Consider the following 24,783-nt stretch of genomic DNA (forward strand, 5'->3'; position numbering starts at 1 on the left):
GCTCAGTCTGCCCCCATGCCTCGATGTGGCCCAATCGTTATCCGGATCTGATCGAGCACATCGTTATCCGGATCTGATCGAGCACATCGGCGACCCGCTGCGAGTCGGCCCGCACATCATCCGGCAGGGCGACTCGCAGCAGGTGCTCGTGGCCGGGCAGGTCCAGCACGAGGCTCGTCCAGGAGGCGGCCACGACGGCGCCGTATCGGGCCACGGCCAGTCCCCGGATGGCGGCGCGCGTCCCGGACGGCGCGGTATCGACGGCCGCCTCGATCTCCGCATCGGTGGTCAGCCGACGGGTGCGACCGGCCGCGATGAGCCTGTCCGCGACGCCGTGGCCGATGCGCAGATCGGCCCACTGGATGTCGAGGGCCGCCAGACGCGGGTCCTCCCACCCCGCACCGGTCCGTGCGCGCATGGCGTCGCACAGCTGCTTCTTGGCGACCCACTCCACGAGCGCGGCGGCGCGCGTGGTGGCCTCGGCCTCCCGGCAGGAGCCCCGTGCCGCGGCGTAGTCCTCCAGGGCCGTCAGGGTCTCGCCCCAGAGGGCGACGGCGGCGGCCGTCTCCTCGCCGACGTGGTCGCGGCCCGTGCCGCCGTAGTCCTCCCTCAGGGCGTCCACGACCGCTCCCAGGTGCGCCCGTTGGATCTCCAGAGCCGTCATGGGACCTGAGACCGTGATCAGGGCGCGGGTCAGGGTGGTGTCGTGGGAGGTCGCCCAGTGGTCCTCCACCGGGTCCCGGACCAGGCGCAGGGGGGCCAGGGCCCCCAGCCGCTCCCCGCGCGCCGAGGCGCGCTCGAGGTACCACAGGAGAAGATCCGTCGTGGCGATCTTGAGGTAGATGGGGACGTCGAAGCGGTTGGCGTCGCCGTTGATGATGTGAAGGCGGCGGAAGCGAGCCGTATCCGCGTGCGGCTCGTCACGGGTGTTGACGATCGGTCGGTTGAAGGTGGTCTGCAGGCCGACGTCGCTCTCCACGTAGTCGGCGCGCTGGCTCATCTGGAAGCCGGGTCGCTGGGAGCGCTGACCGATGCCGACCCGCCCGGCCCCCGCGATGACGGGACGGGTGACGAGGAAGGGGATGAGCGCCGGGGCGAGGTCGCTGAAGGCCAGGTCCCGGCGCACAAGGTAGTTCTCGTGGGAGCCGTAGGTCGCGCCCTTGCCGTCGACGTTGTTCTTGTACAGGACGACCTCACCGGACGGCGCGCCCCCGACGGCCTCCGTCAGGGCGATCATCGCCCGGCGCGCGATCAGCTCGCCGGCGCGGTCCCATACGACGGCGTCCCGGGGCGTGAGCACCTCCGGTGAGGAGTACTCGGGGTGAGCGTGATCGACGTACAGACGCGCGCCGTTGGCCAGCACCGCTGTGGAGGCGCGCGGAAGCGCGGCCTCGGCCGCGCCGGGACGGGGCCGGGCCCCCCACGGGGCGGGCGGCTGATCCGCCCCTCCCCCCGGGCGATCCCCGGACCCGTCGCGGCGCCATGGGCCCGACAAGGCCGGCGGCCCCCCCGGGGTGCCGCGCTCATCGGGCCGACGGAGCGGCGCGTCGCCGGAGGGAGCGGGGCGGGCCGGGTCGTTCGTGAGCAGGCTGGGATGAGCGGCGGCCCGGTCGAGGCGTCCGCCGCGCAGGTCGGCGAGGGGGTCCTCGTCCTCGTAGTCCCAGCGCACCGCCCCGGCAGGAGCGCCGTCCGGACCCCTCGCATCAGGGCGCGAGACCGCCGCGTACGCCTCCACGACCCGGCTGGCCATGGCGACGGCGCTGGCGCGGGGATCGCCGGGCGCGAGGACGCCGAACTCGGTCTCGAGGCCGACGGGCCGTACGACTGGGCGGAAGGCCGGTGCGGGCTCGGTCATGCGTCCTCCCTCGATGCATCCGGTGCGGCGGGAAGGCGCCGCACCGAGCGGACGGTCTCGCCGCGACGGCCGATGAGCCGGGCCCAGTCCTCCGGAGCTGTGGGGCCCGCGATGTCCTCGTTCTGGCGGGACTCGGCGACGACGGCCTCCAGGAGCCGCGGGGTGGACATGCCCCCGCGCCCGCCGTTCAGCTCGTCCTTGATGGCGGAGGTCTTGGCGCGCGCGACGATGGCGGCGAGCATGGCGCCGCTGAGGAGATCCGCGAGATGAAGAGTCTCCCGCCTACCGGAGGCGTAGACGACCTCGAGCACCTCGCCGGCGGGGTCGCGGGTGCACAGGGCGCGGACGGCCGCCCGGCGCATGGACTCCGCGGCGGCCTCGCGATCGCCTCCGGCGGCGGCCAGCTCCCCCGGGTCGAGCGGCAGGTCGGCCGTGAGGTGCTTGGCCAGGATCTCCAGGGCACCGGCCGCGTCGGGGCGGCTGATGCGGATCTTCATATCGAGCCGGCCCGGGCGCAGGACGGCGGGATCGATCATGTCCTCCCGGTTCGAGGCCCCGATGACGACGACATTGCCCAGGGACTCCACGCCGTCGATCTCCGCCAGGATCTGCGGGACGATCGTGGTCTCGACGTCCGAGGACACCCCGGTGCCGCGGGTGCGGAGCAGAGCCTCCATCTCGTCGAAGAAGATGACGACGGGCCGGTTCTCGGCCGCGACCTTGCGGGCCTGATCGAAGATGGCCCGGATCTGCCGCTCGGTCTCGCCGATGAACTTGCTGAGCAGCTCGGGGCCCTTGATGTTCAGGAACGCCGCGGAGGGCCCGCGGGCCCCCGGACCGTCGCCCGGAGGCACTTGACCGGCCAGGGATGTGGCCACGGCCTTGGCGATCAGCGTCTTGCCGCAGCCGGGCGGGCCGTACAGGAGCAGTCCCCGGGGGGCCCGCAGGTCGTAGGCGCGGTAGAGGCCCGGATGGGTGAAGGGCAGCTCGAGAGCGTCTCGGATCTGGTCGATCTGAGGGCCGAAGCCGCCGATGTCGTCCCAGGAGACGTCGGGGGTCTCGGTGACGACGAGCTGCTCGATACCGGTGCGCTCGACCACGGCCGTGGCGACCCCGGCGCGCAGGTCGGCGACCAGGGTGTCGCCGGGCCCGAGGGCCGCGGGATCCAGGTGACCCGCCAGGTGGACGACGCGAGTCGCGCCCGCCCCGGTGGAGACCAGGACGCGGGACGTGCGGGAGGAGTCCAGGACCTCCTCCAGGGTGACGGCCTCGCCGGTGTCGGGGGCGGGCAGGGCGTCGACGACGAGCATCTGGTCGCTGACGGCCACCAGCTGGCCGACGGTCAGGTCGCCGGCGTCGAGGCTCGCGTGCAGGCCCAGGCGCATGGGCCGCCCGCCGAGGACGACATCGACCTCGGCCGATCGCCCTGGGCGCGTGATGGCCTCCTCGCCACCGGCATTGGAGGCGAGTGGCCCGTCCGGGACGCCCGTGAGCAGGGCGAGGGTGACCGGCGGCAGAGTGACGGAGTCGAGCTGCGCGCCCAGCTCGGCCACGCGCTCGCGGGCGGCGGTGAGCGCCTCGACGAGGCGCTCGTTCTTCGCGGACAGGCTGATGGCCTCAGCGCGGGCCTCTCGCAGCTGATGGCTGATGAAGTCGGGCGCAGGCGCCTCCGGGAACCCGCCCGAGGGGTGAGGATCAGGCATGCGCCTCCGCCTCCCCGACGACGGCCCGCGTCGGGCCGCCGGGCAGGACCGCAGTGGCGTCCTCGGGCTGCTTGGCGAGGCAGTCGCGCAGGACCCGACGAACCTTTCGGTCCGAGCTCGTGCGCTCCCCCACGTCCTCGGGAACCCAGTAGCCGCTCTCGTCGTAGGCGCCGCGGGCGGGAGGGCGCTTCCGGGTCAATGGCCTGGAGCCGGCCGCGAGGCGCCGGGCGGTCAGGAGGAAGCCGGTGTGGGCGACCATGCGGTGATCGGGGCGCACGGACAACCCATCGACGTTCCAGGTGCGCACCATGGACTCCCAGGACTCGGGCTCGGTGAACAGACCGCAGCGGCGCAGGGCCTCGACCGTGCGGGAGAGCTGGGGGGTGGTGGCGGCATAGGCCAGCAGCAGACCTCCCGGCACGAGAACGCGCGCACTCTCCCCCACGTTCTCCCAGGGGGCGAGCATGTCCAGGACGATGCGATCGACGGAGGCATCGGCGACATGATTCGCAGTGACCTCTGCGAAGTCGCCGGTGCGCAGCTCCCAGGCGGGGTGATGGCCCTCGAACCAGGAGTCGACGTTGGATGCTGCGATCCGGGCGAAGTCGTCGCGCCGTTCGATGGACAGCAGGCGCCCGCTCTCCCCGATGGCGGACAGCAGGCTCATGGTGAGCGCCCCGGAGCCCACGCCGGCCTCCAGGACCGTCGCGCCGGGGAAGATGTCGCCCATGGCGACGACCTGCCCGGAGTCCTTGGGGTAGACGACCTGGGCGCCCCGGGGCATGGACAGGACGTAGTCGGCCAGCAGCGGGCGCAGGAGGAGGAGCTCATGGCCGGTCTCCGTGGTGAGCACGGTGCCCTCGTCGAGGCCGACGACGTCGCGGTGGCGGAAGCCGCCGCGACGGGACTGGAAGCAGCCGCGGGGATCGAGCAGGAAGGTGCTCCTCGAGCCCTTGGAGTCGGTGACCTGGACGCGCTCGCCGTAGCGGAAGGGGCCGCGGCGACCGGCCTGACCGAGGACCCCCCGGACGCCGGAGCGCGGGGGACGCCCCGGTGCGGAGGGCACGGACGGGGAGGACGGGGAGGATCTCGTCGGCTCCGCGGGCCCATCGGTGCCCGCGGTCGTCGGACCGGGGACGACGGCCCCGGCGGGCTCCGGACTGCGCTGCTCACTCATCACGGCGAGTCTAGTGAGTCCTCCCGGCGGATCGCTCGACCGTTCATCGGAGCGACGGCCCTCCTGAGACCCGTCGGACGGGGCGGGGCACGGGTCCGCCGTCCACGGCTCGGGTCCCCGGGGGCGCTCAGGCCGGCTCGTCGGCGCCCTCCGACGACGGTGCCGGGACGGCCTCCCCGTCGCCCCGGCGCGCGACGACGAGCAGCTGGAGCGGGAGCATCTCGCGCATCACCGGGTCGGTGAGGCGGTAGCCCTCCCGACAGGGCTCCATGAGATCCGGCCAGCGGCACCAGGCGGAGACGCGCGACTCGGCGACCTCGTCCAGGACGAGTCCGGCGCGGAGGAGAGCCGTGAGGACCTCCCCCACCGCGTGGTTCCACTGGTGATTCCGGGTATGGGCGATCGGCGGGGTCCCATCGGGCGCGGCGACGTAGGAGCCGTCGTCCTCCCAGGTCATGGGCTCGGGCTGCTGGAAGTAGGGCTCGTGGAGGGTGAGCCCGTGGGCGGTGTCGTCTCCCACGGCCATGAGGACGGGGTGATCGTCACGCAGCAGCAGGCGACCGCCCGGGCGCAGAAGGGAGGCGATGACGCTCGCCCACGCCTCGACGTCCGGCAACCAGCACAGGACGCCGAGAGTGGTGTAGACGAGGTCGAAGGAGCCCGTGACGACGGCGCGGGCGTCGTAGACGTTGGCCTCGACCAGCTCGATGCCGGCTCCGGCGCGCGCGGCCAGGGCCCGGGCGCGGCGCAGCGACTCCGGGGAGAGGTCGAGGCCGACGACACGGGCCGCCCCCAGCCGTGACAGGGAGATGGTGTCCAGGCCCAGGTGGCACTGGAGGTGGATGACGTCGAGACCGGTCAGGTCGCCGAGGAGCCCGGTGTCCCGGGCGACCTCCCGGGTGATGGCACCGGGCGAGGCGAGGAGCTCGGCGGTGCCGTAGCCGCTGGCCTCGTGAAGAGCCGCGCGGTCATCCCAGTTGGCGCGGTTCTCCGCGAAACGAATGGCCTGATCAGGCTGCGATGTCATGAATGGCGCCGCGGAGGATGCCCTCGTGGGCGCCGACTGCCCCGTCATGGAGGAAGCCTATACGGACGCGGCCGCGCGGGCGCGCTCCGGCGTCCGGCGCGGTGGCCGGGCGGCTGAGTGACCGGGCGGCCTCCTCCGACCGACCGCCCGGCGCGGGCCGGCAGGAGCCGGCGGCCACGGTGCAATCACGGCGTGGTCATGGCGTGGTCATGGCGTGGTCATGGCGTGGTCATGGCGTGGTCATGGCGTGGTCATGGTTCGATCACGGTGCCGATGCCGCCCGCGGCGCCCTCCAGCATCCGGCTGCCGGTCACGAAGGCGAGTCCCCGGGCCCGCAGCACGGCGATCGACTCCCCCATGGCGCGCAGCAGCTCCTCATCGGGCTGGGTGCGACCATCGTGGCACAGGATCACCGAGCCGGCGTGAGCCGTGCCGGCCACGTCCGCCGCAGCCTGCGCCGTCGGCGTGTGCTCGCTCCACAGCAGGACGTCCAGGCCTCGTTCGGCCGCCACCATGAGAGCGGGGGCGTCGATACGACCGTAGGGCGGGCGCCACAGGGACGGCCGCGGAGCTCCCGCATCCTGGATCGCCATGATCGTGCGGTCCACCGAGTCCCGCAGCTCGCCGACCTCCACCCCGTAGACATCGGTGTGCACCCAGTTGTGAATGGCGACCTCGTGCCCGGCCTCCGCCTCGCGGGCGACGAGTTCGGGGTGAGCGGCCACCGCCTCGCCCAGCACGAAGAAGGTCGCGGGCACGCCCAGGTCGGCGAGGATGTCGAGAACCAGCGGCGTCCAGCGCGGGTCGGGGCCGTCATCGAAAGTGACGCAGGCCTGGGCGCGTTCGGACGCGCCCTGGAAGAGGACGCGGGCCGCGTACCGGCCCGGCTCATCGGGTCGCGGCGCCACGCGCGCCGTGGGCGACAGGTGGGTATCGGAATAGCGGACGGCGCCCGCTCCGACCCCGCCGCCGACGGCGAGCGCCGCGGCGCCCGCCAGACCCGCGCGCAGGACACCGCGACGGCCGGCGCGATTCACGGGGCCGGGAGCTGACGTGGATTCTGACACCGCGCAAGCGTAGATCAGGACGACCGGGGCGTCCTCCCCGCCCGTATCGTCACTCCGGCAGGTGCCGGGCGTCGGAGACGCGCCCCACGAGCAGATAGGCGCACCACGCCCCCACGACGCCGGCGGCCATGACGAGCACCATGGGTACGGCGCTGCGCCCGCCGCCCGAGCTCGCCAGCGGCGCGGAGGTCGCATTGGCCAGCGCCTGGGCAACCCCCAGCAGCGCGCTCGCGGCTCCGGCGATATGACGCACCTCCCCCAGGGCGAGGGCGCTGGCATTGCCGAAGACGAAGGCCTGGGCGGCCATGACGAGCACGAAGCCGGCGCACAGGGGCGCCAGGGCGACGCCGAGGGCGAGGACGCTCACCGCCACCACCGTCGCACCCGCCGCCGAGATGGACAGGCCCAGGGCGATGAGACGCCGTGGACCGGCACGGCGCACCAGTCGGGCATTGAGAAGGCTCAGCAGCATCTGGCAGCCGGCCGTGCAGGCGAAGAAGACGGAGAAGGCCATGGGACTCAGCCCTTCGATCTCCTGGAGCACGAAGGACGAGGAGGAGATGTAGGCGAACATCGCGAAGCCGGAGAAGGAGGAGGTCAGCATGTACCCCAGGTAGCGGCGGTGCCCGACGAGATCGCGCGCTCCGGCTGCGAAGCGCCCCCGGCCACCGTCCTGCCGACGCTCGGGGGGCAAGGACTCGGGCACGAGCGCGGCCGCCATGGCCGTCATGAACAGGCCGAAGCCGACCAGGCACCAGAACACCGTCCGCCAGGTCGCCACCGAGAGCACCGCGCCTCCCACCACCGGGGCGATCATGGGGGCCAGGGCGCTCACAGCCATGAGGATCGACATCACGGAGGCCAGTCGATCGCCGTGGGCGAGATCGACGAGCACCGCGCGCCCCACCACGGCCGCGACGCCACCGCCGAAGCCCTGCAGGAATCGTCCGGCCACGAGCACACCGATGCCGGGGGCGAGGGCGCACACGACGGCGCCCAGGGTGCACAGCACGCCGCCGACGATCATGGGCGCGCGCCGTCCCCGCCGGTCCGAGACGGTCCCGCCCATGACCTGCCCCAGCCCCATGCCGACGAAGAAGGCCGTGAGCGTCAGGCCCACCGCGGTGGCGCTCGTGGCCAGGTCGGCGGCCACCTGGGGGAAGGCCGGGCTGTACATATCGGTGGCGAAGGGCGGCACCGCGTTCTGCGCCGCCAGCGCGACGATGAGCCCGGCCGAGACCGCCGCGCCCGTCGTGTCGTGGCTCCTATCCGTGCGGCGCCGGTGCGGCGGTGTCGAAGATCCCATCAGCGGGCCCCGGTGGGCACGGCGCCGACCATGCGCCCGCCGTCGACGACGATGAGCCAGCGCGACAGCGTGCGCGCCCGCTTGAGGGCATCGGCTGCGACCTGTCCGGTGAGCCCGGTGCTCACGGCGGCCGCTGGAAGCGCGGTGCAGACCTCGCGCGCGGTGATGACGGAGTCCTCGGGCAGAGCCAGCTCGGACAGACCGGCGTCATCGATGACGCCCAGCAGCGCGGGGCCGTCCACGACCAGGACGACGGCGGCCCTCCCATCGAGCTCGGAGCGGACCCGGGTGATGGGGGCGGTCGCCGGGAGCGTCGCCACCGGGCGCATGAGGGAGCGCAGGTCGAGCCGTGCGGCGGTCCGTCCCCCGCGGCCGAGCCCGAGGGCTCGCCACGATTCCGAGGCGATCGGCCAGGCGACCATGATCGCCAGGATGAGGGCGAAGGAGTCGGGGCGCGCGCCGCGCAGCAGCAGCGGATCCAGAACCCAGTACCAGGCGACTGCGCCGACGACGAGCAGGCCCCCGCCGGCGGCGATCCGCTGCCCCGCCTGCGGCCGCCCGGTGATCTGGGTGACGAGGGCGGCCAGAGCGTGCCCTCCGTCCAGCGGCAGGCCCGGCAGGGCGTTGAAGATCGCCAGGGCGAGGTTCACCCAGGTCAGCGCCGACGCCGCCACGAGCACGAGGACCGAGGAGATGGCGCCTCCCCCGAGCAGCACGCGGCCCACCGCCCACAGCGCGAGGTTCGCGGCGGGGCCCGCCAACGAGGTGATGACGTCCTTCCACGGAGCCCAGGAGCGGGCCGGACCGAAGCTCGTGCGCCCGCCCCACAGGTAGAGCTCGTAGCGCACGGGTCGTCGTCCCAGTGCGGTGCCCGCCATGCCGTGGGCGAGCTCGTGGATGAGAATGCTCGCCCCCACGCCCAGCACCGTGCCCGCCACGGTCACCAGGACCGCGCCGACGCCGAAGAAGGCCAGGGTGGAGCGCACGAGCGGATACCAGGAGCCGGCGATGAGCAGGCCCAGCAGCAGCGACGTCGGAGAGACGACGACCGGAGCGGCGCCGATTCGTCCGAGGACCCAGCCCCGGGTTGCGAGGGCAGACGACATGTGGGTGAGCCTAACGGCAACGGAGGCCGGAACCATCATCCGGCCGACGGCGGCCGGGCCTCGGGACGAGTACCGGCATGAGACCCCCGCGCATGCCGGTACTCGTCCACGCGGCCGGATGTGCACAGCCGCGCGCCGCGCTGGAGCAGCGCACCGGCCTCCCGGTCGTCTGTGGACGACCGGGGGACGCGCCGATGGGGCGGGGTAGGTTCCTCTTGTGAGTGAGCACGCCGCGTCATCATTCTCGTCGTCCTCCCCCGAGTCCTCAGCGCTTTCAGCGTCCTCGACGCCCGGGACGCCGGGGCCGGTCGTCCGTGCCCGCGCGACCGGCCCCGGGGCGAGCCGTCCTCGTCGGGGCGGCCGGGCGGCGCTGTCGCCGTCGCGCGCCAAGGACTTCATGCAGTGCCCGCTCCTGTTCCGCCTGCGCACGGTGGACCGGATCCCCGATCCGGGATCGCTGGCCACGCACAAGGGCACTCTCGTTCACGGCGTCCTGGAGCGGCTGTACGATCTCCCCCCTCGCGAGCGCACGCGGGAGGCGGCCCGCGCCATGCTCCCGTCCCAGTGGGAGACGCACCGGGAGAAGAGCCCCGACGTCATGGGGCTGTTCGACGATCCCACCCGGGTCGCCCCGTGGCTGGAGGAGGCCGGGGCCCTCCTCGACGCCTACTTCCGGATGGAGGACCCCACGCGCCTGGAGCCGGCCGAGCGCGAGCTCCTCGTCCAGACCGAGACCAGGGACGGCCTGCTGCTCCGCGGCTTCGTGGACCGCCTCGATGTCGCCCCCGACGGGGCCATGCGCGTGGTGGACTACAAGACGGGCCGCTCCCCCGGTCCGCGCTTCCAGGCGGAGGCGCTGTTCCAGATGCGCTTCTACGCCCTCGTGCTGTGGCGTCTGCGCGGCCGGGCCCCGCGACGCCTGCAGCTGCTCTTCCTCAAGGACGGCCGCACCTTGACCCATGATCCGCATCCGGCCGAGCTAGAGGTCGCCGAGACCAGGATCGCCCGCATCTGGGATGAGATCGAGGACTGCGCCGCCTCCGGCGAGTTCCCACCGAGACGCTCCCGGCTGTGCGACTGGTGCGCCTATCAGGCGCGCTGCCCGCTCTTCGGCGGCGTCGCCCCTCCCATTCCGCAGGGCGGTCTGACTCGGCTGCTGTCGGCCCGCAGACGGCCGGCGGGCGGAGGCGGGCCGAGGCCCGAGGACGCTCCCGCACGACTCATCTGACCATGCGCTCCCGGGAGCCCCGGGAGGATCCGCAGTCCCCTGCACGGTCGCCGAGCTCATCGGCGCCGGCGACGCGAGCTGGTCCATCGCCGTGCGCAAATAACGCGGCCGGTCGCGCAAGCGCATACGGTTGTCCCCATGGAACACAGGAGGCTCGGCGGTACCGGGCTGCGGGTGTCATCGGTGGGGCTCGGCACGATGACCTGGGGCCGCGACACCGACGAGCTCGAGGCCAAGGAGCAGCTCGACGTCTTCCTCGACGCCGGAGGCACGCTCCTCGACACCGCCGCCTCCTACTGCGAGGGGGCCTCCGAGGAGGTGATCGGCGGACTGCTGGCGGAGCACGTCGACCGGCGTGACCTGGTGCTCGTCTCCAAGGCCGGGGTGCGCACCTGGCGGACCGGCGAGCGCGGCACGGTCGCGGACGCGTCGCGCGGCACCCTCCTCGACACCCTCGACGACTCCCTGATGCGCCTGGGCACCGACCACATCGACCTTTGGCTCGTGCAGATCCCCGATCCCACCACCGCGTTGGAGGAGACCACCGACGCGCTGCGCACCGCCGTGATCTCCGGCCGCGCTCGCTACGTCGGGCTGTCGAACCACCCGGCCTGGGCCTCGGTCCGCGCCGCCGACCTGCTCGCCCCGGGAGCAGCGGGCACGGGTCCGGGACTGGCAGCGGTCGAGGTTGAGCACTCGCTGGTATGCCGCGGCATCGAGCGCGAGCTCGTCCCGGCGGCGCGCGCGCTCGGCTTCGGCGTCATCGGCTACGCCCCGCTGGGCCGCGGAGTCCTCACGGGCCGTTACCGGGCCAGCACCCCTCCGGACTCGCGCGGCGCGTCACCGCACCTGCGGTCCTACGTGGCCCCGTACCTCGGCGAGCCCTACGTCGGCGTGGTCGAGGCGGTGGCCACGGCCGCCGCGGGGCTGGATCGCAAGCCGGTCGAAGTGGCCCTGGCGTGGGCCCGGGACGCCCCCGGTATAGCAGCCGCCATCGTGGGCGCGCGCACGCCCTCCCAGCTCCGCGGAGCCCTGGCGAGCGAGGACCTCGTGCTTCCCACGCAGATCCGTCACGCCCTGGACGAGATCACGGCGATTCGCATGGGCTATCCCGAACGGTTCTGAGCGCGCCGGGCACGCCGCGACCGATCAGGGCGTGGAGGGCAGGGGCCCACCCGCGCCCGCGGATCCCACACGAGCGACGATCCGCCTCGGGTCCCCCGCCGCGCCACTGCGGGGCGCATCGAGCCCGTCACCGGAGGCGGTGGGACCGGTACGGCTCAGTCCTCGTCGTCGAACTCATCCTCGTACTCGTCGTCCTCGAAGTCCCCCTCGTCATCATCCTCGGCGCCGTCCTCGCCGTCGTCGTAATCGTCCAAGTCGTCATCGTCGTCCCCCTCGGAATCGACGATATCGAAGGGCAGCTCGATGCCGTAGGCGGTGAACAGCGCGTCATCGTAGGTGAAGAAGGCGTCCTGGAGGGCGTTCTCCGAGGCGACCACGGCCGGTGACTCCTCGTCGCCGGTGGCGGCCGCATCCAGGTGCGCCTCGAATGCGGCGATGAGTCGATTGAGCGCGGACCGGGGGTCGTTCGTCATGAACTCAGACTACCGGCTCGCGGACCGAACGCGCACCGCTCGGGTCTCCGCCCCGAGGGCCTTGGCGACGTAGCCGAGGAAGAGGTCCTCGCCCTTCATGCGGGCGGTCTCCTCCGGGCCGACGACGACGCGCACGCCGTCGCGCAGCACCTGGGAGGCGCCTCCATCCGGGCCCAGGGGCAGGACGACGTGCTCCGGCTTGGGGGCGTAGACGGCCTCGGCGGTCCCGCCCCCGATGAGCGAGCGGATATTGGCGGCGACGACCTCCGCGTGGGCCCGGGCCGCATCGGCGCGCTTGGTCTCGCGCACGTCGGTGATGTCGCCGATGGCCCACACGCCGGGGTGGTCGACGACGCGCAGGCGGTCGTCGACGCGGATGGTGCCGTCGTAGTGGCGGATCCCGTCGTAGTCCTCGCCGAGGAAACCGGTGGCGGCCGCCGAGCCGTGGGCGCGGAACCACATGTCGGCCTCGAGACGCCGACCGCCCCTGGTCGTCACGCGGAACGGGGACAGGACCCCGGGGTCGACCGGCGGCAGGGCGACGAGCCGGTCCCCGGTGATGGTCTCGACGTCGCGCTGCTCGAGCTGGAAGCGGATCGCCTCGCGCAGCTCCGGCCTGTAGTCGCGGTTGTGCAGGATATCGGGCCCGGCCTCGAGGAGGACGACCTCCATCGCGGGGAAGGCGGAGGTGATCTCCCCGGCCAGCTCGATGCCGACCTCTCCGGCCCCGGCGATGAGAACGCGCCCGGCCTGCTCGAGGTTGGCGTGGGCGCGCTCGATGCGGGCCTTGGCGACCACCGATGAGGACTCCAGGTGCTTGGCGGGGAAGGGGTAGGCCGTGCCGGTCGCCAGGACCAGGTGGTCGGCCTCGATGTCCCCCGCGCCGGCCACCGACGTGGTGGTGCCCCTGACTCCCAGGGCGGTGCCGTGGACGACCCGCCCGCGGGTCAGCAGGTTGTCGTAGGGCAGGAAGATCCTCTCGGCCCATTCGCGGTTGACGGTAGCGCGCAGCGCGGCGGCGTGGTTGACGAAGGTGTCCTTCTGCTCGACGAGGGCGACCTCGGCGACATCGTCAAGAGCCTTGGCGGCGATGATGCCGCCGTACCCTCCTCCGATAATGGTGACGCGCGTCATGTTTGTCCTTCCGATTCGCAGTATTCGCAGCGGTGTTCGCAGTGGCGTGTCGATGTGCTGTCCAGGTGATCCGCCGACGCGGCCCGCGCAGCGCGCTCAGGCCAGGCCGCGGCGGGACAGGAGTGGTTCGATGCGCGGGTCTCGGCCGCGGTACGCCCGGTAGGAGACCAGCGGGTCGCGAGAGTCCCCGCGGGAGAGGAACTCCCGGCGGAAGGCCTCGCCGGCCCAACGGTTCAGGCCCAGATCGCCGTCGCGCGCACCTTCGCCGTCCGTGCGGAACCACTCGGTGGTATCGGCGTCCATGACCTCGCTCCAGATGTAGGAGTAGTAGCCCGCGCCGTAGCCGCCGGCGAAGATGTGGCTGAAGTAGGTGCTGCGGTACCGCGGCGGGACGAGGGCGTCGTCGATGCCCTGCTCGCTCAGGGCGGCGTGCTCGAAGGCCTCGACCTCCTCCGCCCCGGCGGGCCCCTGCCCGGGAGCCAGCGTGTGCCAGGCCTGGTCGAGCAGGGCCGCTCCGAGGTACTCGGTGGTGGCGTATCCCTCGCCGAAGGCCCCCTGGCTCCGCACCTGCTCGACGAGCTCGGCGGGAAGCGCCTCACCGGTGTCCGCATGGCGGGCGTAGGAGGCCAGGACCTCGGGGTGGAGCGCCCACTTCTCGTTGACCTGGCTGGGGAACTCGACGATGTCGCGGGGCACGGAGGTGCCCGAGGCGCTGGGCCACCGGGTGTCGGCCAGCAGGCCGTGCAGGGCATGACCGAACTCGTGGAAGCAGGTGATGACCTGGTCCCAGGTCAGCAGCGTCGGTCCGTCTGCGGGCTTGTCGATATTGACGCAGTTGATGACGACGGGCCGTCGCCCCGTCAGGTGGGACTGGTCGACCAGGCTGTCCATCCAGGCGCCGCCCTGCTTGCCCCGCCGGGCGTAGTAGTCGCCGACGAACAGGCCCAGCACCGGGGCGTCGGGGCCGGCGCCGTCGTGCACCTCCCACACGCGAACATCGGGGTCGTACATGTGCTCGGCGAGGTCGGTCCGCTCGCGGAAGGTGATGCCGTACAGGCGGGTGGCGGTGTGGAAGACGCCCCGCTCGACGACGTTCCACAGCTCCAGGTAGGGGGCGAGGGTGGCGTCGTCCAGGCCGAAGCGCTCCTTGCGCTCGGCCTCCTCGTAACGGGGCCAGTCGGCCGGACCGAAGGTCTCGCCCGGTCGCGTCCGCGGGTCGGCGTCCATGCGGGCCGCGTAGGTCTCGGCGTCGAGACGGGCATTGGCCATGGCCGCAGGCGTCAGCCGGCGCAGCATCCCGACCACCGCCTCGGTGGTGCCGGCCGCGGACTCGGCGGCGACGACTGCGGCGTGGTGGGGATAGCCGAGCAGCGCGGCGCGCTCGGCGCGAAGGCGGGCGATCTCGACGACGAGGGCGCGGGTGTCGTACTCGCCCTCCAGGCCACGGCTCATGGCCCTGGTCAGCAGCTCGATGCGCGCCGCGTGCGGCTCCGTGGTCACCAGGTCGGGGGTGGCGGTGAAGTTGGCGACGCCCGCGGCGTGCATGGCGTTGGCCGCGAGGGTTCCGAAGCGGGTCGTCAGACTCGTCAGCCGTGAGTTGATCTCGCGCAGGCGATCGGCGTCGGCGCCGGTCAGGGCGACGCCGTCGCGCTCGAAGGCCTCGACGGTCAGACGGATGAGGCGCGCGGTCTGCTCGTCGATGGGCGCGCCGTCGGCATCGACCGGCTCGGCGCCGGTCTCGCGCGCGGCGCGGACGAGGCCGTCGAGAGCCTTGAAACGGCGGTACAGGCGGGTGTCGAGGTCGTACGCGTCGATGTGCGCCGACAGCTCGGGGGCGAGGGCCTCCTCCAGCTCGTCCAGGTCGGGGCAGTGCGTGGCGGAGGTGAGCGTCCTCAGGACGGTGAGGACTCGGTCGAGCAGCTCTCCGGAGCGCTCGAGGGCCTTGACGGTGTTGGCGATCGTGGGCTCGGCCTCGTTGGAGGCCACGGCCTCCCACTCGGAGCGCTGGACGGCCATGCCCGCGCGCACGGCCGGCTCGATGTCCTCGTGGCGCACGGCGGCGAAGTCGGGCAGTCCGAGGTCGAGCGTCCATGGCCGGGCGAAGACGTTGGTCCCGGGAAGCGCGACCGCTGTGATGGCAGTGGGCTCGGTCATGGGCCCATCGTGCCATGCGCCAGGGGCCTCTTAAGGACAGTGAGCAGAGGGCCGTGGATCGTTAGACCTTGTCAGAGGGCATCGTGTCCCCGGTCGGGCATGCTGCCAGCCGCCAGAGACACGATGAGGTCGGCGATCTCGGAACCATCGGGATTCTGGCCGCGGCTGTCGACGGCGCGGTTGGCCCACCAGCCGTCCACGGCCAGCAGTGCCACACGCTGCATCGGGGTGAGCTCGGAGACCTCTCCGACCCACTCGTGGCGCAGCGCGCTCCAGGTCTCTTTGAGCTTCTCCGCCTCCGGCGTCGCCGAGAGCATGAAGCTGACCTCTCCGGGGAGGATCTCGCCGTCGACGACGGAGCGGGCCAGGGCCTCGATGCGCTCGGCGCGGCTCGCCTCCCCCAGTGGTTTACCGAGCGCCTCCAGGGCCTCGGCCCGCCACCGCTCCTGGAAGGCCGCCGCGATGCCCTCCAGGAGGTCGGTCTTGGTGCGGAAGTGGTAGATGATCCCGCCACGGGTCAGTCCGACGTGCTCGGCCAGGGCGTCGAAGGTGAGCGCGTCGAAGCCATCGCGGTGGGCGAGCTCGAGGGCTCCGGTGATGATGCGCTCTCGCTTCGAGGTTCTCATGAGGTCTCCTCGCTCGTCCCGCTCGTGGTCGGAACGTGCCGTACGGCCATGACGCCTGAGACCACGAGGATAACGGCTGCGATCACCGCCGTGGCCTGCATGGCGTGGGTGAAGGCGGTCCGGGCCTGGGCCATCAGCCGGGCCTGGGCGGGATCTATCCGGTCGACGATGCCCGCCAGGGTCGCCAGGGACTGCTCGGCGGCGTCGACCACCCGGTTCGGAAGGTCCGCGGGAGGCCGCCCGAGCAGAAGGCGGTAGCCGACGTCCTGGATCGTTCCCAGCACCGCGATCCCCAGGGCGACGCCGAGCTCGAGGCCGGTCTCGGAGATGGCCGAGGCCGCCCCTGCCCGGTCCACCGGCACCGATCCCAGGACCGCACCGGTGGAGACCGTGAAGGCCAGGCCGATACCGGTGCCGATGACGAGCAGGCCGATGCAGATCACCACGATCCCGCCGTGGGACTCGCCCACGGCGACGACGAGGAGGCCCGCCGCGGCCAGAATCAGGCCACCGCCCAGTGCCCGACCATTGCCGAGCCGGTGCACCGCCGCGGCCACGACCGCGACGACGGCGATGGAGGCCAGCGAGGCGGGGAGTTCGGTCAGGCCCGCCTGAAGCGTGGAGTAGCCCCGGACGAGCTGGAGGTACTGGGAGAAGAAGTAGAGGAGGCCGGCCAGCGCGAAGATCGCCAGGACGGTGGCCACGATCGCCCAGGTGAAGGCGGGGCGCTTGAAGAGCTCGATGTCGATCAGCGGTGTCGTCAGCGTGCGCTGGCGCCGCAGGAAGAGCCACCCGGCACCGAGCCCGGCGAGCAGGGCCGCCACAGCAACGACCGCCAGGCCATTATGGGCGAAGGACTTGACGGCGTAGACGATCGGCACGATGGCCAGCACCGACAGCATCGCGGAGACCAGGTCGACCGGACCGCCACGCTCGTTCCTCGACTCGGGCAGGAGCCGCAGGCCGGCGATGATGACAACGGCCATGACGGGAACGTTGATGAGGAAGACGCTGCCCCACCAGAAGCGCTCGAGCAGGGCGCCGCCGATCAACGGGCCCAGGGCGGTGCCGCCGGAGCTGCCCGCCGACCAGATCGCGATGGCGGTGGTGCGGTGACGGGCGTCGGGGAAGATGTTGCGGATCAGGGAGAGGGTGGAGGGCATGATCGTGGCCCCTCCGACGCCCAGCAGGGCACGGGCGGCGATGAGAGCACCCGCGCTTGGCGCGAAGGCCGCCATGACGCTGGCCACGCCGAAGCCGAGCGTCCCGATGAGCAGGAGACGTCGCCGGCCGATGCGGTCGGCGACGTTTCCCATGGTCACCAGCAGGCCCGCCAGGGTGAAGGAGTAGATGTCACCGATCCACAGCAGCTGGCTGGCCGTCGGCCCCAGGTCCGCGCCCAGCGAGGGGATGGCCAGAGCCAGCACCGTGGAGTCGATGGCCAGCAGGGTCACAGCGAGGGTCAGGACGGCCAGAGCCGCCCAGGCGCGAAGTCCAGGAGTAGGAGTCACGACCGTAACTGTACTATACATACAGTGAAGTAACGGTCGTGACGAGGGCCTCCTCTCACCTCAGGCGCCGGTGGCGGAGCACCTCGGCCACGTCCGGCGCGAAATAACCCGGACCCTTGAGGACCTTGCCATCCTCGCGATAGATCGGCTTGCCATCGGCACCCAGCTTGGACATGTTGGAGCGCTGCACCTCGGCGAGCACGGCGGCCAGGTCGATGCCCGTCTCCAGGGCCATGCCGTAGATGACGTAGACCAGGTCCGCCAGGGCGTCGGCGGCCGCCACCGTGTCCCGGGTGCCGTCATCTGCGGCGACGGCGCGCGCATAGGCGGCCTCGATCTCGCCACGGGCGGACGCCCCGTAGACGGCCTCGACGAGCTCGGCGAACTCCTCGGCGATGAGGCTCATGCGCATGTCCAGGCTCTCCCTGCCCAGGCTGGGGCCGTCGGTGCGCACGGGCAGGCCGTACAGGTGGTGGAAGCGGCGCACGAGGGCCTCGGGGTCGTCGCCCTCCCGCTCGCCGACGCCGTCGGCGGCCACGAGCGGAGTGACCGCGCCATGGGTGCGGGAGGAGCCGCTCGCCCGCCCGTCGGCGATGACGGGACCGTCCCAGGGGGCCGCCGGCCGTCGCGGGTCGTCGGGCAGGAGCGTGCCGACCCAGCCGTCGTGGAAGGCTCCGTCATTGGCGATGTACGAGCGCACCCGCCCCTCGCGGCGGAAGCCCAGCCCCCAGGCCACCCGCCAGGACGCCCAGTTGGGGACGCCGTCGTGGATGTCGCAGCGCCATCGCAGGGCGACGGCGCGCATCGGGCCGGCCGGGTCGAATGCGGCCTCGATGAGGGCGCGGGCGGCGCGGGAGACGATGCCCCGCCCGCGGGTCTCGGGGGCCAGCCAGTAGCCGATCTCCCAGGGGCCGTCCTGTCGGCCGGTGACGCCCATCATGCCGACGAGGGCGGTGCCGTCCCGACGCTCCTCGCGCACCGCCCAGTTCAGGGAGGTGCCGCTCTCCCAGCCCTCCGCGACCATTCCGGTCACGAAGCCCTCGGCGTCGGCGCGGGTGTAGCCGCGGGGCACGGTGGTCCACTCCTGGATGTCGGGGTCCTGGCAGATCTCGGCGATCCGGTCGATATCGGCCCCGGTGGGCGCGGACAGCAGGAGCGCGGGCAGCGGCTCGTCGTCCCGCCGGGCGGCGGGAACACGGATCTCGAAGGGCCTCATGCCCGGGGATGATAGCCCGCACGGCATAGCACGCACGGCGTGAGGCTCCAACGGACGCCGGCCGGATCCGGACGATGGGCGGCGACGGTCGACTAGGGTGGGCGGTGCCCTCTGGCATGCCCGGTATGTCCCGATATGCAAGGAGCCACTGTGAGTCGGTCCCCGGCGCCCGCCGCCCCGCCCATGCCCCGCTGGCTGCACCCGTCGGTCCGGGTGCGCGTCCGCTCGGGGGTGGTGTGCGTCGAGCAGCGAGTGCCCGCTCGGGTGGCCGAGTTCAAGGTCGTGCACGACATGGACCGGACGGGGCCCGATAAGCGCACCGTCCCGTTCTACGAGTCCGGGCTGACCGACCCTGACGCCCTGCCACTGGTGCGCGAGCGGCTGACCGTCCCGCTGGCCGCCGTCGGCTCGAAGGAGGAGGCGGACCGTGCCGTGCGCGGGGCGCTGGCGGGCTTCCGGCCGCCCCGGGGCGCCTCGCGGCTGGCGGCCCTGCCCCGGTGGGACTTCTTCGGCTACGCGGTGGGAACGGTCCTCCTGGCCTGCTTCACCGCCGGGGTGTGCGTGTTCGGCGTCAGCATGATGCTGGATATGACACGGCCGCCCGGCGGGGACGAATTCGGCCTGGTGTTCATAACCGTCCTCATGTCGCTGATGACGGTGGGCGCGACGGCGTTGACACTCGTGGTGGCGCGGCGTGCCTGGGCGATGCGCACCCCGCCGTGGCTGGCGGAGGACCAGTGGCGGCTCCTGCGCCGGACGCTGACGGGACTCGCCTGCCAGGAGCCGGGCTCCTCCCGGCCGCTGGACGTGGAGGAAGGTCTGCGGCGTGACCTGCTCACTCACCCGAACGGGGAGCGGACGGTGCGCGGCCTGACCCGTGATGGGCTGCCCGGCCCGGTCTGGCCCGACGGGGCCGACGTGGCCAGGGCCGTGCGCCGGGCCGGGCGGACCACCGCGGGGCTCGCCGTCGTCCTGCTCCTGGGGCTCGTCGTCGGCGGTGTACTCCTCATGATCCCTGTGTCCATGGGCTTGTTCTCCCCCATGACCCTTCCGGTCCTGGCCTACGCGATCCTCGGCGCGTTCGTCTGCTCGCGCCTGAAGCGCTCCGACGCCGTGATACTGAGCCACCCGTCCGCGGTGCCCGGCGACCACGGGCCCGTCACGATCCACCCGGATCGCGTCGACGTCCTCTCCCTGCCCTCGTGGTGCGAGGCCCGTCGCCGCGAGGACAGGTGGAACTCCCTGTTCGCCGTGCACCTCCTCCTGGCCGCAGCCGTGCCGGCCTCGCAGGCCGCCATCGCCATCGTCCTCCACGACGACTCGCTCGTCACCGGCGGCGGGATCGGACCGGCGGCCGCGGCGGTGCCCTTGAGCGTCCTCGCCCTGGGCGGCGCGGCGGGCGCGTGGTGGTCCGCGAGTCGGGTGCGTCGGCGGGATGCGGAGCGGCGCGCCGCCGCCGGGCTGGCTTGAGCCACTGCGAGCCGGTCGGGTCGCAGCCTCATCCGCCCGCGCCGGCGCGCCCCCTCCTGCGCAGCACCGGCCAGCTCGTCATGAGTATCGCGCCGCCCAGCAGCCCGTAGACCAGAGCGACCCAGGTCCCGCGGGCATCGGCGAACCAGCCGACGATCGGCGGTGAGATGAGCATGATGACCCGGGCGAGCCAGGACACGATGGTCAGGCCGGCACCGGGTCTCATGCCGGGAACGTCGTCCGCGGCGGCGTAGGCCACGGGCACGGCGACGGCGCAGCCCGCGCCGGCGATCACCATGCCGATGAGGGTGCCCGGCACCGAGCCGGTCGCGAGAGCCGTCCCCATGCCCACGGCCACGAGCGTGCCGCCGCCTGCGATCACCGCGCGCTCCCCGAGCCGGTCGATGATGGCGTCCCCCACCAGCCGCCCGATGATCATGGTCCCCTGCAGGCAGACCAGGCCCATGCCCACCGTGCCGGGTGCGGCGCCCTGGTCGAAGAGCAGCAGCGAGGACCAGCTGTCGGCGGAGTCCTCGGGGAACATGGCGGCGGCGCACATGACGCCCAGCACGATGACGACACCGGCGGTCAGCAGACGGGATGTACGGGCCCCCGCCCCGGAACGCGGGCCGCGGGAGTCGGCGGCGTCGTCCGGGAGCGGGGTCCCCTCCGGCCGGTCGTCGGCATCCGGCCCCCTGATCGTCCATGGCAGCGCAGTCCCGGACAGGAGCGCCAGCAGGACGAGGACGGCTGCCATGTGCAGCCCGACGGGAACGCCCGCGCCGGCCATGGCCTGTCCTGTGAGGGCACCGAGCACCGCGCCCAGGCTCCAGGCGGCGTGGAAGCTGGTGATGATGCTGGACCCCCACCGCCGCTCCACGCGCAGGCCGTGCGCGTTCTGGGCGACATCGACAATGGCGTCCACGGCGCCGACCCAGGCCATGCACAGCGCGAAGACGAGCCAGGAGTCTGCCAGTCCGGCGCCGAGCAGTCCGAGGCCGAGCACGACCATGCCCACCGAGGCCACTCGCGCAGAGGTGAAGCGGGTGATGCACCAGGAGGCCGCCAGCCCGGCCCCGAGTGCGCCGACGGAGGAGAACATGACGGCCTGACCGAAGGCCGCCTTGGTGATGCCCAGATGCGCGAGCAGCTCGGGATAGCGGGGCACCAGGTTGGAGAAGCCCAGGCCGTTGGCCAGGAAGGTGAGGCAGACGGCGGTGCGCGCCCTGACGAGGGCGGGCGGATGCCTCGCGGCGGGGGCGGGAACGGTGCCGGTCACTGAGGTGGTCCTCGCAGTCCTGGTGGGCAGAACATGGGCGGAGCACAACATGGGCCCGGCTGCTCGGCCGAACCCACGTCCCCGGTGTCCGAGGGGGGACTTGAACCCCCACGCCCGTTTAATTAGGCACTAGCACCTCAAGCTAGCGCGTCTACCTATTCCGCCACTCGGACCCTGTCATCATCGCCACGGGAAGGAGCACCCGCCGCGGCAACGGAGAGAAATCTAGCACGCCCTCCGCAAGACGCGGCAACTCCGCCCCTGGTGCGCTCAGTCACAAGGCCTCGGTGGTGATGGTGGCGCTCATCGACCACGACGAACCGGGCCCGAGCACGGGCGCGTCCTGACGCACCGCCGCCGTCTCGACGCACAGGAAGGAGGCGAATTCGTCGTCGGCGAGATCCGCGATCCGCGAGGCCCCCCGGGACCACGGGTTCCACACGACCGTCGTCGGCGAGCCCGTGCCCCTCACCACGATCGCGCGCCCGTTGCCGGGATCCGTCACGCGCACCGGCGCCTCGGATCGATAGATGCGATCGATGGGTCCGGCGATTCTCAGGGGCCCGTCCTGCACCCCTCCGGAGGCGCCCTCCTCGGCGTACTCGGCCCCCTCCAGGCCGGTCAGGACGCAGGCCGTGACGTCGTGCACCGCCAGATAGGTGTGCAGCGCGGCCTCGACCGGACGCGGCCCGGTCCCCGTGTTGCGTAGCGACAGGCTCACGGTCAGCGTCTCCCCCGCCGTCACCTCGTAGAGCGCGACCAGGGCGTCGTGCTCCAGGCTCAGCAGCGCGCGGACCCCGCCCCCGGACGTGGACTCGACCGACCGCAGCGACCAGTTCATGATCCGCGCCCAACCGTGCTTGGGCCTGGAGGTACCCCGCGGCCCCGCGGTGAACCACGGCAGGCACAGGGGGATCCCCCCGCGGATGGCGGTCTCCCCGTCGAAGCGGGCCCGCTGCGAGACGAACACGACCGGCCGGCCGCCCCGCGGCGTCCAGGCCGTCAGATGCGCCCCGAAGAGGTGGATCTCGGCGCTGCCCGCGGGCGCGTCGATCAGCAGGCGGGGCTGGTCCCCCCGACCGGGGCCCAGGGCCGCGGTGCGCGGAAGACGAGGACGGTCGGCATCGGCGCTCATGGGACCACGCTAGTAGGCTTGCCGCGTCCTGTCCGACGTTCTCCACGGCCGAGATGAGAGCGAGCGCCCTTGAGCATGAGACCGAGCACGAGACCGCCCTCCCCTCCCGCAGGGGGCGCCGCGGTCGAGCTCTCCGCCGTCCTGCTGGATCTGGACGGCACCATCACGGACTCGGCCCCCGCCATCGTCGCGTCCTTCTCGGCGACCTTCGCGGACCTGGGCATCGCCGTGCCCGACCACGCGACCCTCATGGGCTTCGTCGGGCCGCCGCTGGCGGACACCTTCGCGCACTACGCCGGGCTCACCGGCCCAGAGGGTGCGCGCGCCGCGGCGCTCTACCGCTCGCACTACCGCGAGCTCATGCACCGGGCCCCGGTCTACGAGGGGATGCCCGAGCTCGTGCGCTCCCTGCACGACGCCGGGGTGCCCCTGGCCCTGGCGACCTCCAAACGGGAGTCCCTGGCCCGGCAGATCATCGAGCGCGCCGGCCTCGGCCCGTGCTTCACCGCCGTGGCGGGGGCCGCCGACGACGACCGGGGCGGGGCGAAGGCCACCGTCATCGCCCGTGCGCTGACGCTGCTGTCCGCGGCCGGAGCGGGCACAGGACGAACGGTGCACGTCGGCGATCGCAGGTACGACGTCGACGGAGCCCGGCAGGCGGGCGTGGAGTGCATCGGCGCGCTGTGGGGCTACGGCGATGCGACCGAGCTGGCGGGAGCGCGCTGGCTGGCCGCCGACGTCCCCGAGCTGGCCTCCTTGCTGGGAACGGAGATATGAGACATGACGCAGAAGAACTCGGGGCAGGAGGATCCGACTCCGGACCCGCCCGCCCCCTCCGGGGCCCGCGCGCGGTCCGCGGCCGACGCCCCCGCGCCGGCCGGTGGGACGACGAACCTCCACCGACCCCACCGGCGAGGACTCGGAGCCCGACTGCGCGACGGGCACGACGCCCTGTCGCGCGCCATCGACCGGGCCGAGGAGGCCAGGCGGACCGCGCGAGCCGAGCAACTGCGCTACGAGGACGCCGGTGAGACCGCGGCGGCGTCGCCCGCCGCCCCGACCACACGCACCGCGGCCCTCGAGACGCTGCCCTCCTGGCTGGTGCGGGGCGGGATCGGGGCCTGGCTGCTGCTGGGGATCGTCATCGTCATCGCTCTGATCTTCTTCATCACCTCCTGGATCATCCCGGTGTTCATCGGGGTGTTCACGGCCCTCGTCCTCACCTCGATCCTCCAGCCCCTGGTCAACCTGTTCGCCCGGATCATGCCGCGCTACCCCGCCACCTTCCTGGGGCTGCTGACCGCGGTGGGAGCGGTGGTCGGGCTCCTCTTCTACGTGGTCACCTCGGTCACCAACCAGTGGAGCATCCTGGCCACGCAGTTCTCCGACGGCGTGAACACGATCATGGACTTCGTGGAGCACGGCCCCCTCCCCATGCACCTGACCGAGGCCGAGGTCATGGGACAGGTTCAGCGCCTGGTCGAGCAGGGGCGGGACTACGTGCAGTCCAACGCACCGACCCTGGCCACCGAGGTGCTGTCGAACGCGAGGACCGTCGTCGATGTCTTCGCGGTCCTGGCGCTGGCGATCTTCTCCACGATCTTCTTCCTCGCCTCGGGCGGTCGCATGTGGCGCTGGTTCCTCAACGAGCTCCCGGCCGCCATGCGCGAGTCCGTGCACCGGGCGGCGGGCGCCGGCTGGTACACCTTCGCCGGCTACGCGCGCGGCACGGTCATCGTGGCGCTGACCGACGCCGTCATGGCGGGAATCTTCCTGCAGATCGTGGGGGTCCCGCTCGCCGCGCCGCTGGCCGTCCTGGTGTTCATCGGCGCCTTCATCCCCATGATCGGCGCGCCGACCGCCATGGGCATCGCGATGGTGGTGGCACTGGCCTCCAAGGGCTTCATCACGATGATCGTGGTGGGTCTGGGGGTCGCCGGGATCGGCCAGATCGAGGGGCACATCCTGCAGCCGCTCATCATGGGGCGGCAGGTCTCCCTGCATCCGGTCGTCGTCATCATCGCCGTGGCCGTGGGCACCTACTCCGTGGGGCTGCTGGGGGCGATCGTCGCCGTCCCGCTGATCAGCGTGCTGTGGTCCGTCTACTCCGAGCTGCACGTCAAGGACGCCCCGGTCGTGGGCGAGCTGCCCGCGTACCCCGGCGGAAAGGACGGCTGAGCGGCTCGGGGCG

The 24,783-nt window shown here is 72.6% G+C and carries 20 protein-coding genes and 1 tRNA gene; 5 read left to right on the forward strand and 16 right to left on the reverse strand.

Going from position 1 to position 24,783, the window contains the following annotated elements; genetic code table 11:
- Positions 1–37 precede the first annotated feature (37 nt).
- The 7 genes from G448_RS0104830 to G448_RS0104865 form a co-directional block, all read right to left on the reverse strand.
- Positions 38–1,855: a proteasome accessory factor PafA2 family protein gene (locus G448_RS0104830; RefSeq protein ID WP_026407077.1), complete on the reverse strand. Its 1,818-nt coding sequence runs from the start codon at positions 1,853–1,855 to the stop codon at positions 38–40.
- Complete coding sequence (gene arc, locus G448_RS15115) at positions 1,852–3,558, reverse strand: proteasome ATPase (protein ID WP_051268626.1); 1,707 nt, start codon at positions 3,556–3,558, stop codon at positions 1,852–1,854. The genes G448_RS0104830 and arc overlap by 4 nt, the downstream gene beginning before the upstream one ends.
- Positions 3,551–4,735, reverse strand: coding sequence for a tRNA (adenine-N1)-methyltransferase (locus tag G448_RS0104840; protein ID WP_026407078.1), 1,185 nt, complete (start codon positions 4,733–4,735; stop codon positions 3,551–3,553). Before G448_RS0104840 ends, arc begins: the two co-directional genes overlap by 8 nt.
- A 127-nt stretch (positions 4,736–4,862) precedes the next feature.
- Positions 4,863–5,762, reverse strand: a complete 900-nt coding sequence (locus G448_RS15120) for a methyltransferase domain-containing protein (RefSeq protein WP_051268627.1) — start codon at positions 5,760–5,762, stop codon at positions 4,863–4,865.
- Positions 5,763–6,013: 251 nt separating this feature from the next.
- Positions 6,014–6,829: a polysaccharide deacetylase family protein gene (locus G448_RS0104855; protein ID WP_245572182.1), complete on the reverse strand. Its 816-nt coding sequence runs from the start codon at positions 6,827–6,829 to the stop codon at positions 6,014–6,016.
- 49 nt (positions 6,830–6,878) lie between these two features.
- Entirely contained in the window at positions 6,879–8,135 is a 1,257-nt protein-coding gene (locus G448_RS15125) for a multidrug effflux MFS transporter (RefSeq protein ID WP_051268628.1), read from the reverse strand.
- The gene (locus G448_RS0104865; protein ID WP_026407080.1) at positions 8,135–9,241 is read right to left on the reverse strand and encodes a site-2 protease family protein; all 1,107 of its coding nucleotides are present in this window, start codon (positions 9,239–9,241) and stop codon (positions 8,135–8,137) included. Before G448_RS0104865 ends, G448_RS15125 begins: the two co-directional genes overlap by 1 nt.
- A 370-nt stretch (positions 9,242–9,611) precedes the next feature.
- On the opposite strand from G448_RS0104865, the gene G448_RS15130 reads away from it, so the two are divergent.
- Together G448_RS15130 and G448_RS0104875 are read left to right on the forward strand one after the other, a co-directional pair.
- Positions 9,612–10,469 (forward strand): RecB family exonuclease, encoded by an 858-nt coding sequence (locus G448_RS15130; protein ID WP_051268646.1) that lies wholly within the window; start codon positions 9,612–9,614, stop codon positions 10,467–10,469.
- Positions 10,470–10,607: 138 nt separating this feature from the next.
- The gene (locus tag G448_RS0104875; protein ID WP_026407081.1) at positions 10,608–11,594 is read left to right on the forward strand and encodes an aldo/keto reductase; all 987 of its coding nucleotides are present in this window, start codon (positions 10,608–10,610) and stop codon (positions 11,592–11,594) included.
- 155 nt (positions 11,595–11,749) lie between these two features.
- Here the strand turns inward: G448_RS0104875 and G448_RS0104880 are convergent, their stop codons facing one another.
- The 6 genes from G448_RS0104880 to G448_RS0104905 form a co-directional block, all read right to left on the reverse strand.
- Positions 11,750–12,067: a hypothetical protein gene (locus G448_RS0104880; protein ID WP_026407082.1), complete on the reverse strand. Its 318-nt coding sequence runs from the start codon at positions 12,065–12,067 to the stop codon at positions 11,750–11,752.
- A gap of 9 nt (positions 12,068–12,076) precedes the next feature.
- Positions 12,077–13,201 carry an FAD-dependent oxidoreductase gene (locus tag G448_RS0104885; protein ID WP_026407083.1) on the reverse strand — a complete coding sequence of 375 codons (1,125 nt, stop codon included), beginning with the start codon at positions 13,199–13,201 and terminating at the stop codon, positions 12,077–12,079.
- A 96-nt stretch (positions 13,202–13,297) separates the two neighbouring features.
- Positions 13,298–15,355: a M3 family metallopeptidase gene (locus G448_RS0104890; RefSeq protein WP_026407084.1), complete on the reverse strand. Its 2,058-nt coding sequence runs from the start codon at positions 15,353–15,355 to the stop codon at positions 13,298–13,300.
- Positions 15,356–15,426: 71 nt separating this feature from the next.
- Positions 15,427–15,981, reverse strand: a complete 555-nt coding sequence (locus tag G448_RS0104895; RefSeq protein WP_026407085.1) for a TetR/AcrR family transcriptional regulator — start codon at positions 15,979–15,981, stop codon at positions 15,427–15,429.
- The gene (locus tag G448_RS0104900; RefSeq protein WP_051268629.1) at positions 15,978–17,513 is read right to left on the reverse strand and encodes an MFS transporter; all 1,536 of its coding nucleotides are present in this window, start codon (positions 17,511–17,513) and stop codon (positions 15,978–15,980) included. The genes G448_RS0104895 and G448_RS0104900 overlap by 4 nt, the downstream gene beginning before the upstream one ends.
- A gap of 34 nt (positions 17,514–17,547) precedes the next feature.
- Entirely contained in the window at positions 17,548–18,708 is a 1,161-nt protein-coding gene (locus G448_RS0104905; protein WP_026407087.1) for a bifunctional GNAT family N-acetyltransferase/nucleoside triphosphate pyrophosphohydrolase family protein, read from the reverse strand.
- A gap of 150 nt (positions 18,709–18,858) precedes the next feature.
- Between G448_RS0104905 and G448_RS15135 the strand changes: the two genes are divergently transcribed.
- Positions 18,859–20,178 (forward strand): hypothetical protein, encoded by a 1,320-nt coding sequence (locus G448_RS15135; RefSeq protein WP_051268630.1) that lies wholly within the window; start codon positions 18,859–18,861, stop codon positions 20,176–20,178.
- Between the two features lie 28 nt (positions 20,179–20,206).
- On the opposite strand, the gene G448_RS0104915 is transcribed toward G448_RS15135, so the two are convergent.
- The 3 genes from G448_RS0104915 to G448_RS0104925 all read right to left on the reverse strand — a co-directional run bounded on the left by G448_RS0104915 (position 20,207) and on the right by G448_RS0104925 (position 22,592).
- Complete coding sequence (locus G448_RS0104915) at positions 20,207–21,457, reverse strand: MFS transporter (protein WP_034494393.1); 1,251 nt, start codon at positions 21,455–21,457, stop codon at positions 20,207–20,209.
- 85 nt (positions 21,458–21,542) lie between these two features.
- Positions 21,543–21,630, reverse strand: a tRNA-Leu gene (locus tag G448_RS0104920).
- A 101-nt stretch (positions 21,631–21,731) separates the two neighbouring features.
- Entirely contained in the window at positions 21,732–22,592 is an 861-nt protein-coding gene (locus G448_RS0104925) for a D-hexose-6-phosphate mutarotase (RefSeq protein WP_026407089.1), read from the reverse strand.
- A gap of 75 nt (positions 22,593–22,667) precedes the next feature.
- Between G448_RS0104925 and G448_RS0104930 the strand changes: the two genes are divergently transcribed.
- On the forward strand, positions 22,668–23,369 hold the full coding sequence (locus G448_RS0104930; RefSeq protein ID WP_245572191.1) for an HAD hydrolase-like protein: 702 nt from the start codon (positions 22,668–22,670) through the stop codon (positions 23,367–23,369).
- Between the two features lie 3 nt (positions 23,370–23,372).
- The gene (locus tag G448_RS0104935) at positions 23,373–24,770 is read left to right on the forward strand and encodes an AI-2E family transporter (RefSeq protein ID WP_026407091.1); all 1,398 of its coding nucleotides are present in this window, start codon (positions 23,373–23,375) and stop codon (positions 24,768–24,770) included.
- Positions 24,771–24,783: the final 13 nt, after the last annotated feature.

The sequence above is a fragment of the Actinomyces gerencseriae DSM 6844 genome, assembly GCF_000429265.1.
GTDB lineage: Bacteria > Actinomycetota > Actinomycetes > Actinomycetales > Actinomycetaceae > Actinomyces > Actinomyces gerencseriae.

What these genes read in the sequence shown, in the direction of transcription:
- G448_RS15125 (WP_051268628.1), bottom strand. Translation starts at nt 8,135, where the DNA reads ATGGGATCTTCGACACCGCCGCACCGGCGCCGCACGGATAGGAGCCAC.
- arc (WP_051268626.1), bottom strand. Translation starts at nt 3,558, where the DNA reads ATGCCTGATCCTCACCCCTCGGGCGGGTTCCCGGAGGCGCCTGCGCCC.
- G448_RS0104840 (WP_026407078.1), bottom strand. Translation starts at nt 4,735, where the DNA reads ATGAGTGAGCAGCGCAGTCCGGAGCCCGCCGGGGCCGTCGTCCCCGGT.
- G448_RS0104875 (WP_026407081.1), top strand. Translation starts at nt 10,608, where the DNA reads ATGGAACACAGGAGGCTCGGCGGTACCGGGCTGCGGGTGTCATCGGTG.
- G448_RS0104930 (WP_245572191.1), top strand. Translation starts at nt 22,668, where the DNA reads ATGAGACCGAGCACGAGACCGCCCTCCCCTCCCGCAGGGGGCGCCGCG.
- G448_RS15120 (WP_051268627.1), bottom strand. Translation starts at nt 5,762, where the DNA reads ATGACATCGCAGCCTGATCAGGCCATTCGTTTCGCGGAGAACCGCGCC.
- G448_RS0104905 (WP_026407087.1), bottom strand. Translation starts at nt 18,708, where the DNA reads ATGAGGCCCTTCGAGATCCGTGTTCCCGCCGCCCGGCGGGACGACGAG.
- G448_RS0104900 (WP_051268629.1), bottom strand. Translation starts at nt 17,513, where the DNA reads ATGTATAGTACAGTTACGGTCGTGACTCCTACTCCTGGACTTCGCGCC.
- G448_RS0104895 (WP_026407085.1), bottom strand. Translation starts at nt 15,981, where the DNA reads ATGAGAACCTCGAAGCGAGAGCGCATCATCACCGGAGCCCTCGAGCTC.
- G448_RS0104890 (WP_026407084.1), bottom strand. Translation starts at nt 15,355, where the DNA reads ATGACCGAGCCCACTGCCATCACAGCGGTCGCGCTTCCCGGGACCAAC.
- G448_RS0104885 (WP_026407083.1), bottom strand. Translation starts at nt 13,201, where the DNA reads ATGACGCGCGTCACCATTATCGGAGGAGGGTACGGCGGCATCATCGCC.
- G448_RS0104880 (WP_026407082.1), bottom strand. Translation starts at nt 12,067, where the DNA reads ATGACGAACGACCCCCGGTCCGCGCTCAATCGACTCATCGCCGCATTC.
- G448_RS0104830 (WP_026407077.1), bottom strand. Translation starts at nt 1,855, where the DNA reads ATGACCGAGCCCGCACCGGCCTTCCGCCCAGTCGTACGGCCCGTCGGC.
- G448_RS0104935 (WP_026407091.1), top strand. Translation starts at nt 23,373, where the DNA reads ATGACGCAGAAGAACTCGGGGCAGGAGGATCCGACTCCGGACCCGCCC.
- G448_RS0104925 (WP_026407089.1), bottom strand. Translation starts at nt 22,592, where the DNA reads ATGAGCGCCGATGCCGACCGTCCTCGTCTTCCGCGCACCGCGGCCCTG.
- G448_RS0104865 (WP_026407080.1), bottom strand. Translation starts at nt 9,241, where the DNA reads ATGTCGTCTGCCCTCGCAACCCGGGGCTGGGTCCTCGGACGAATCGGC.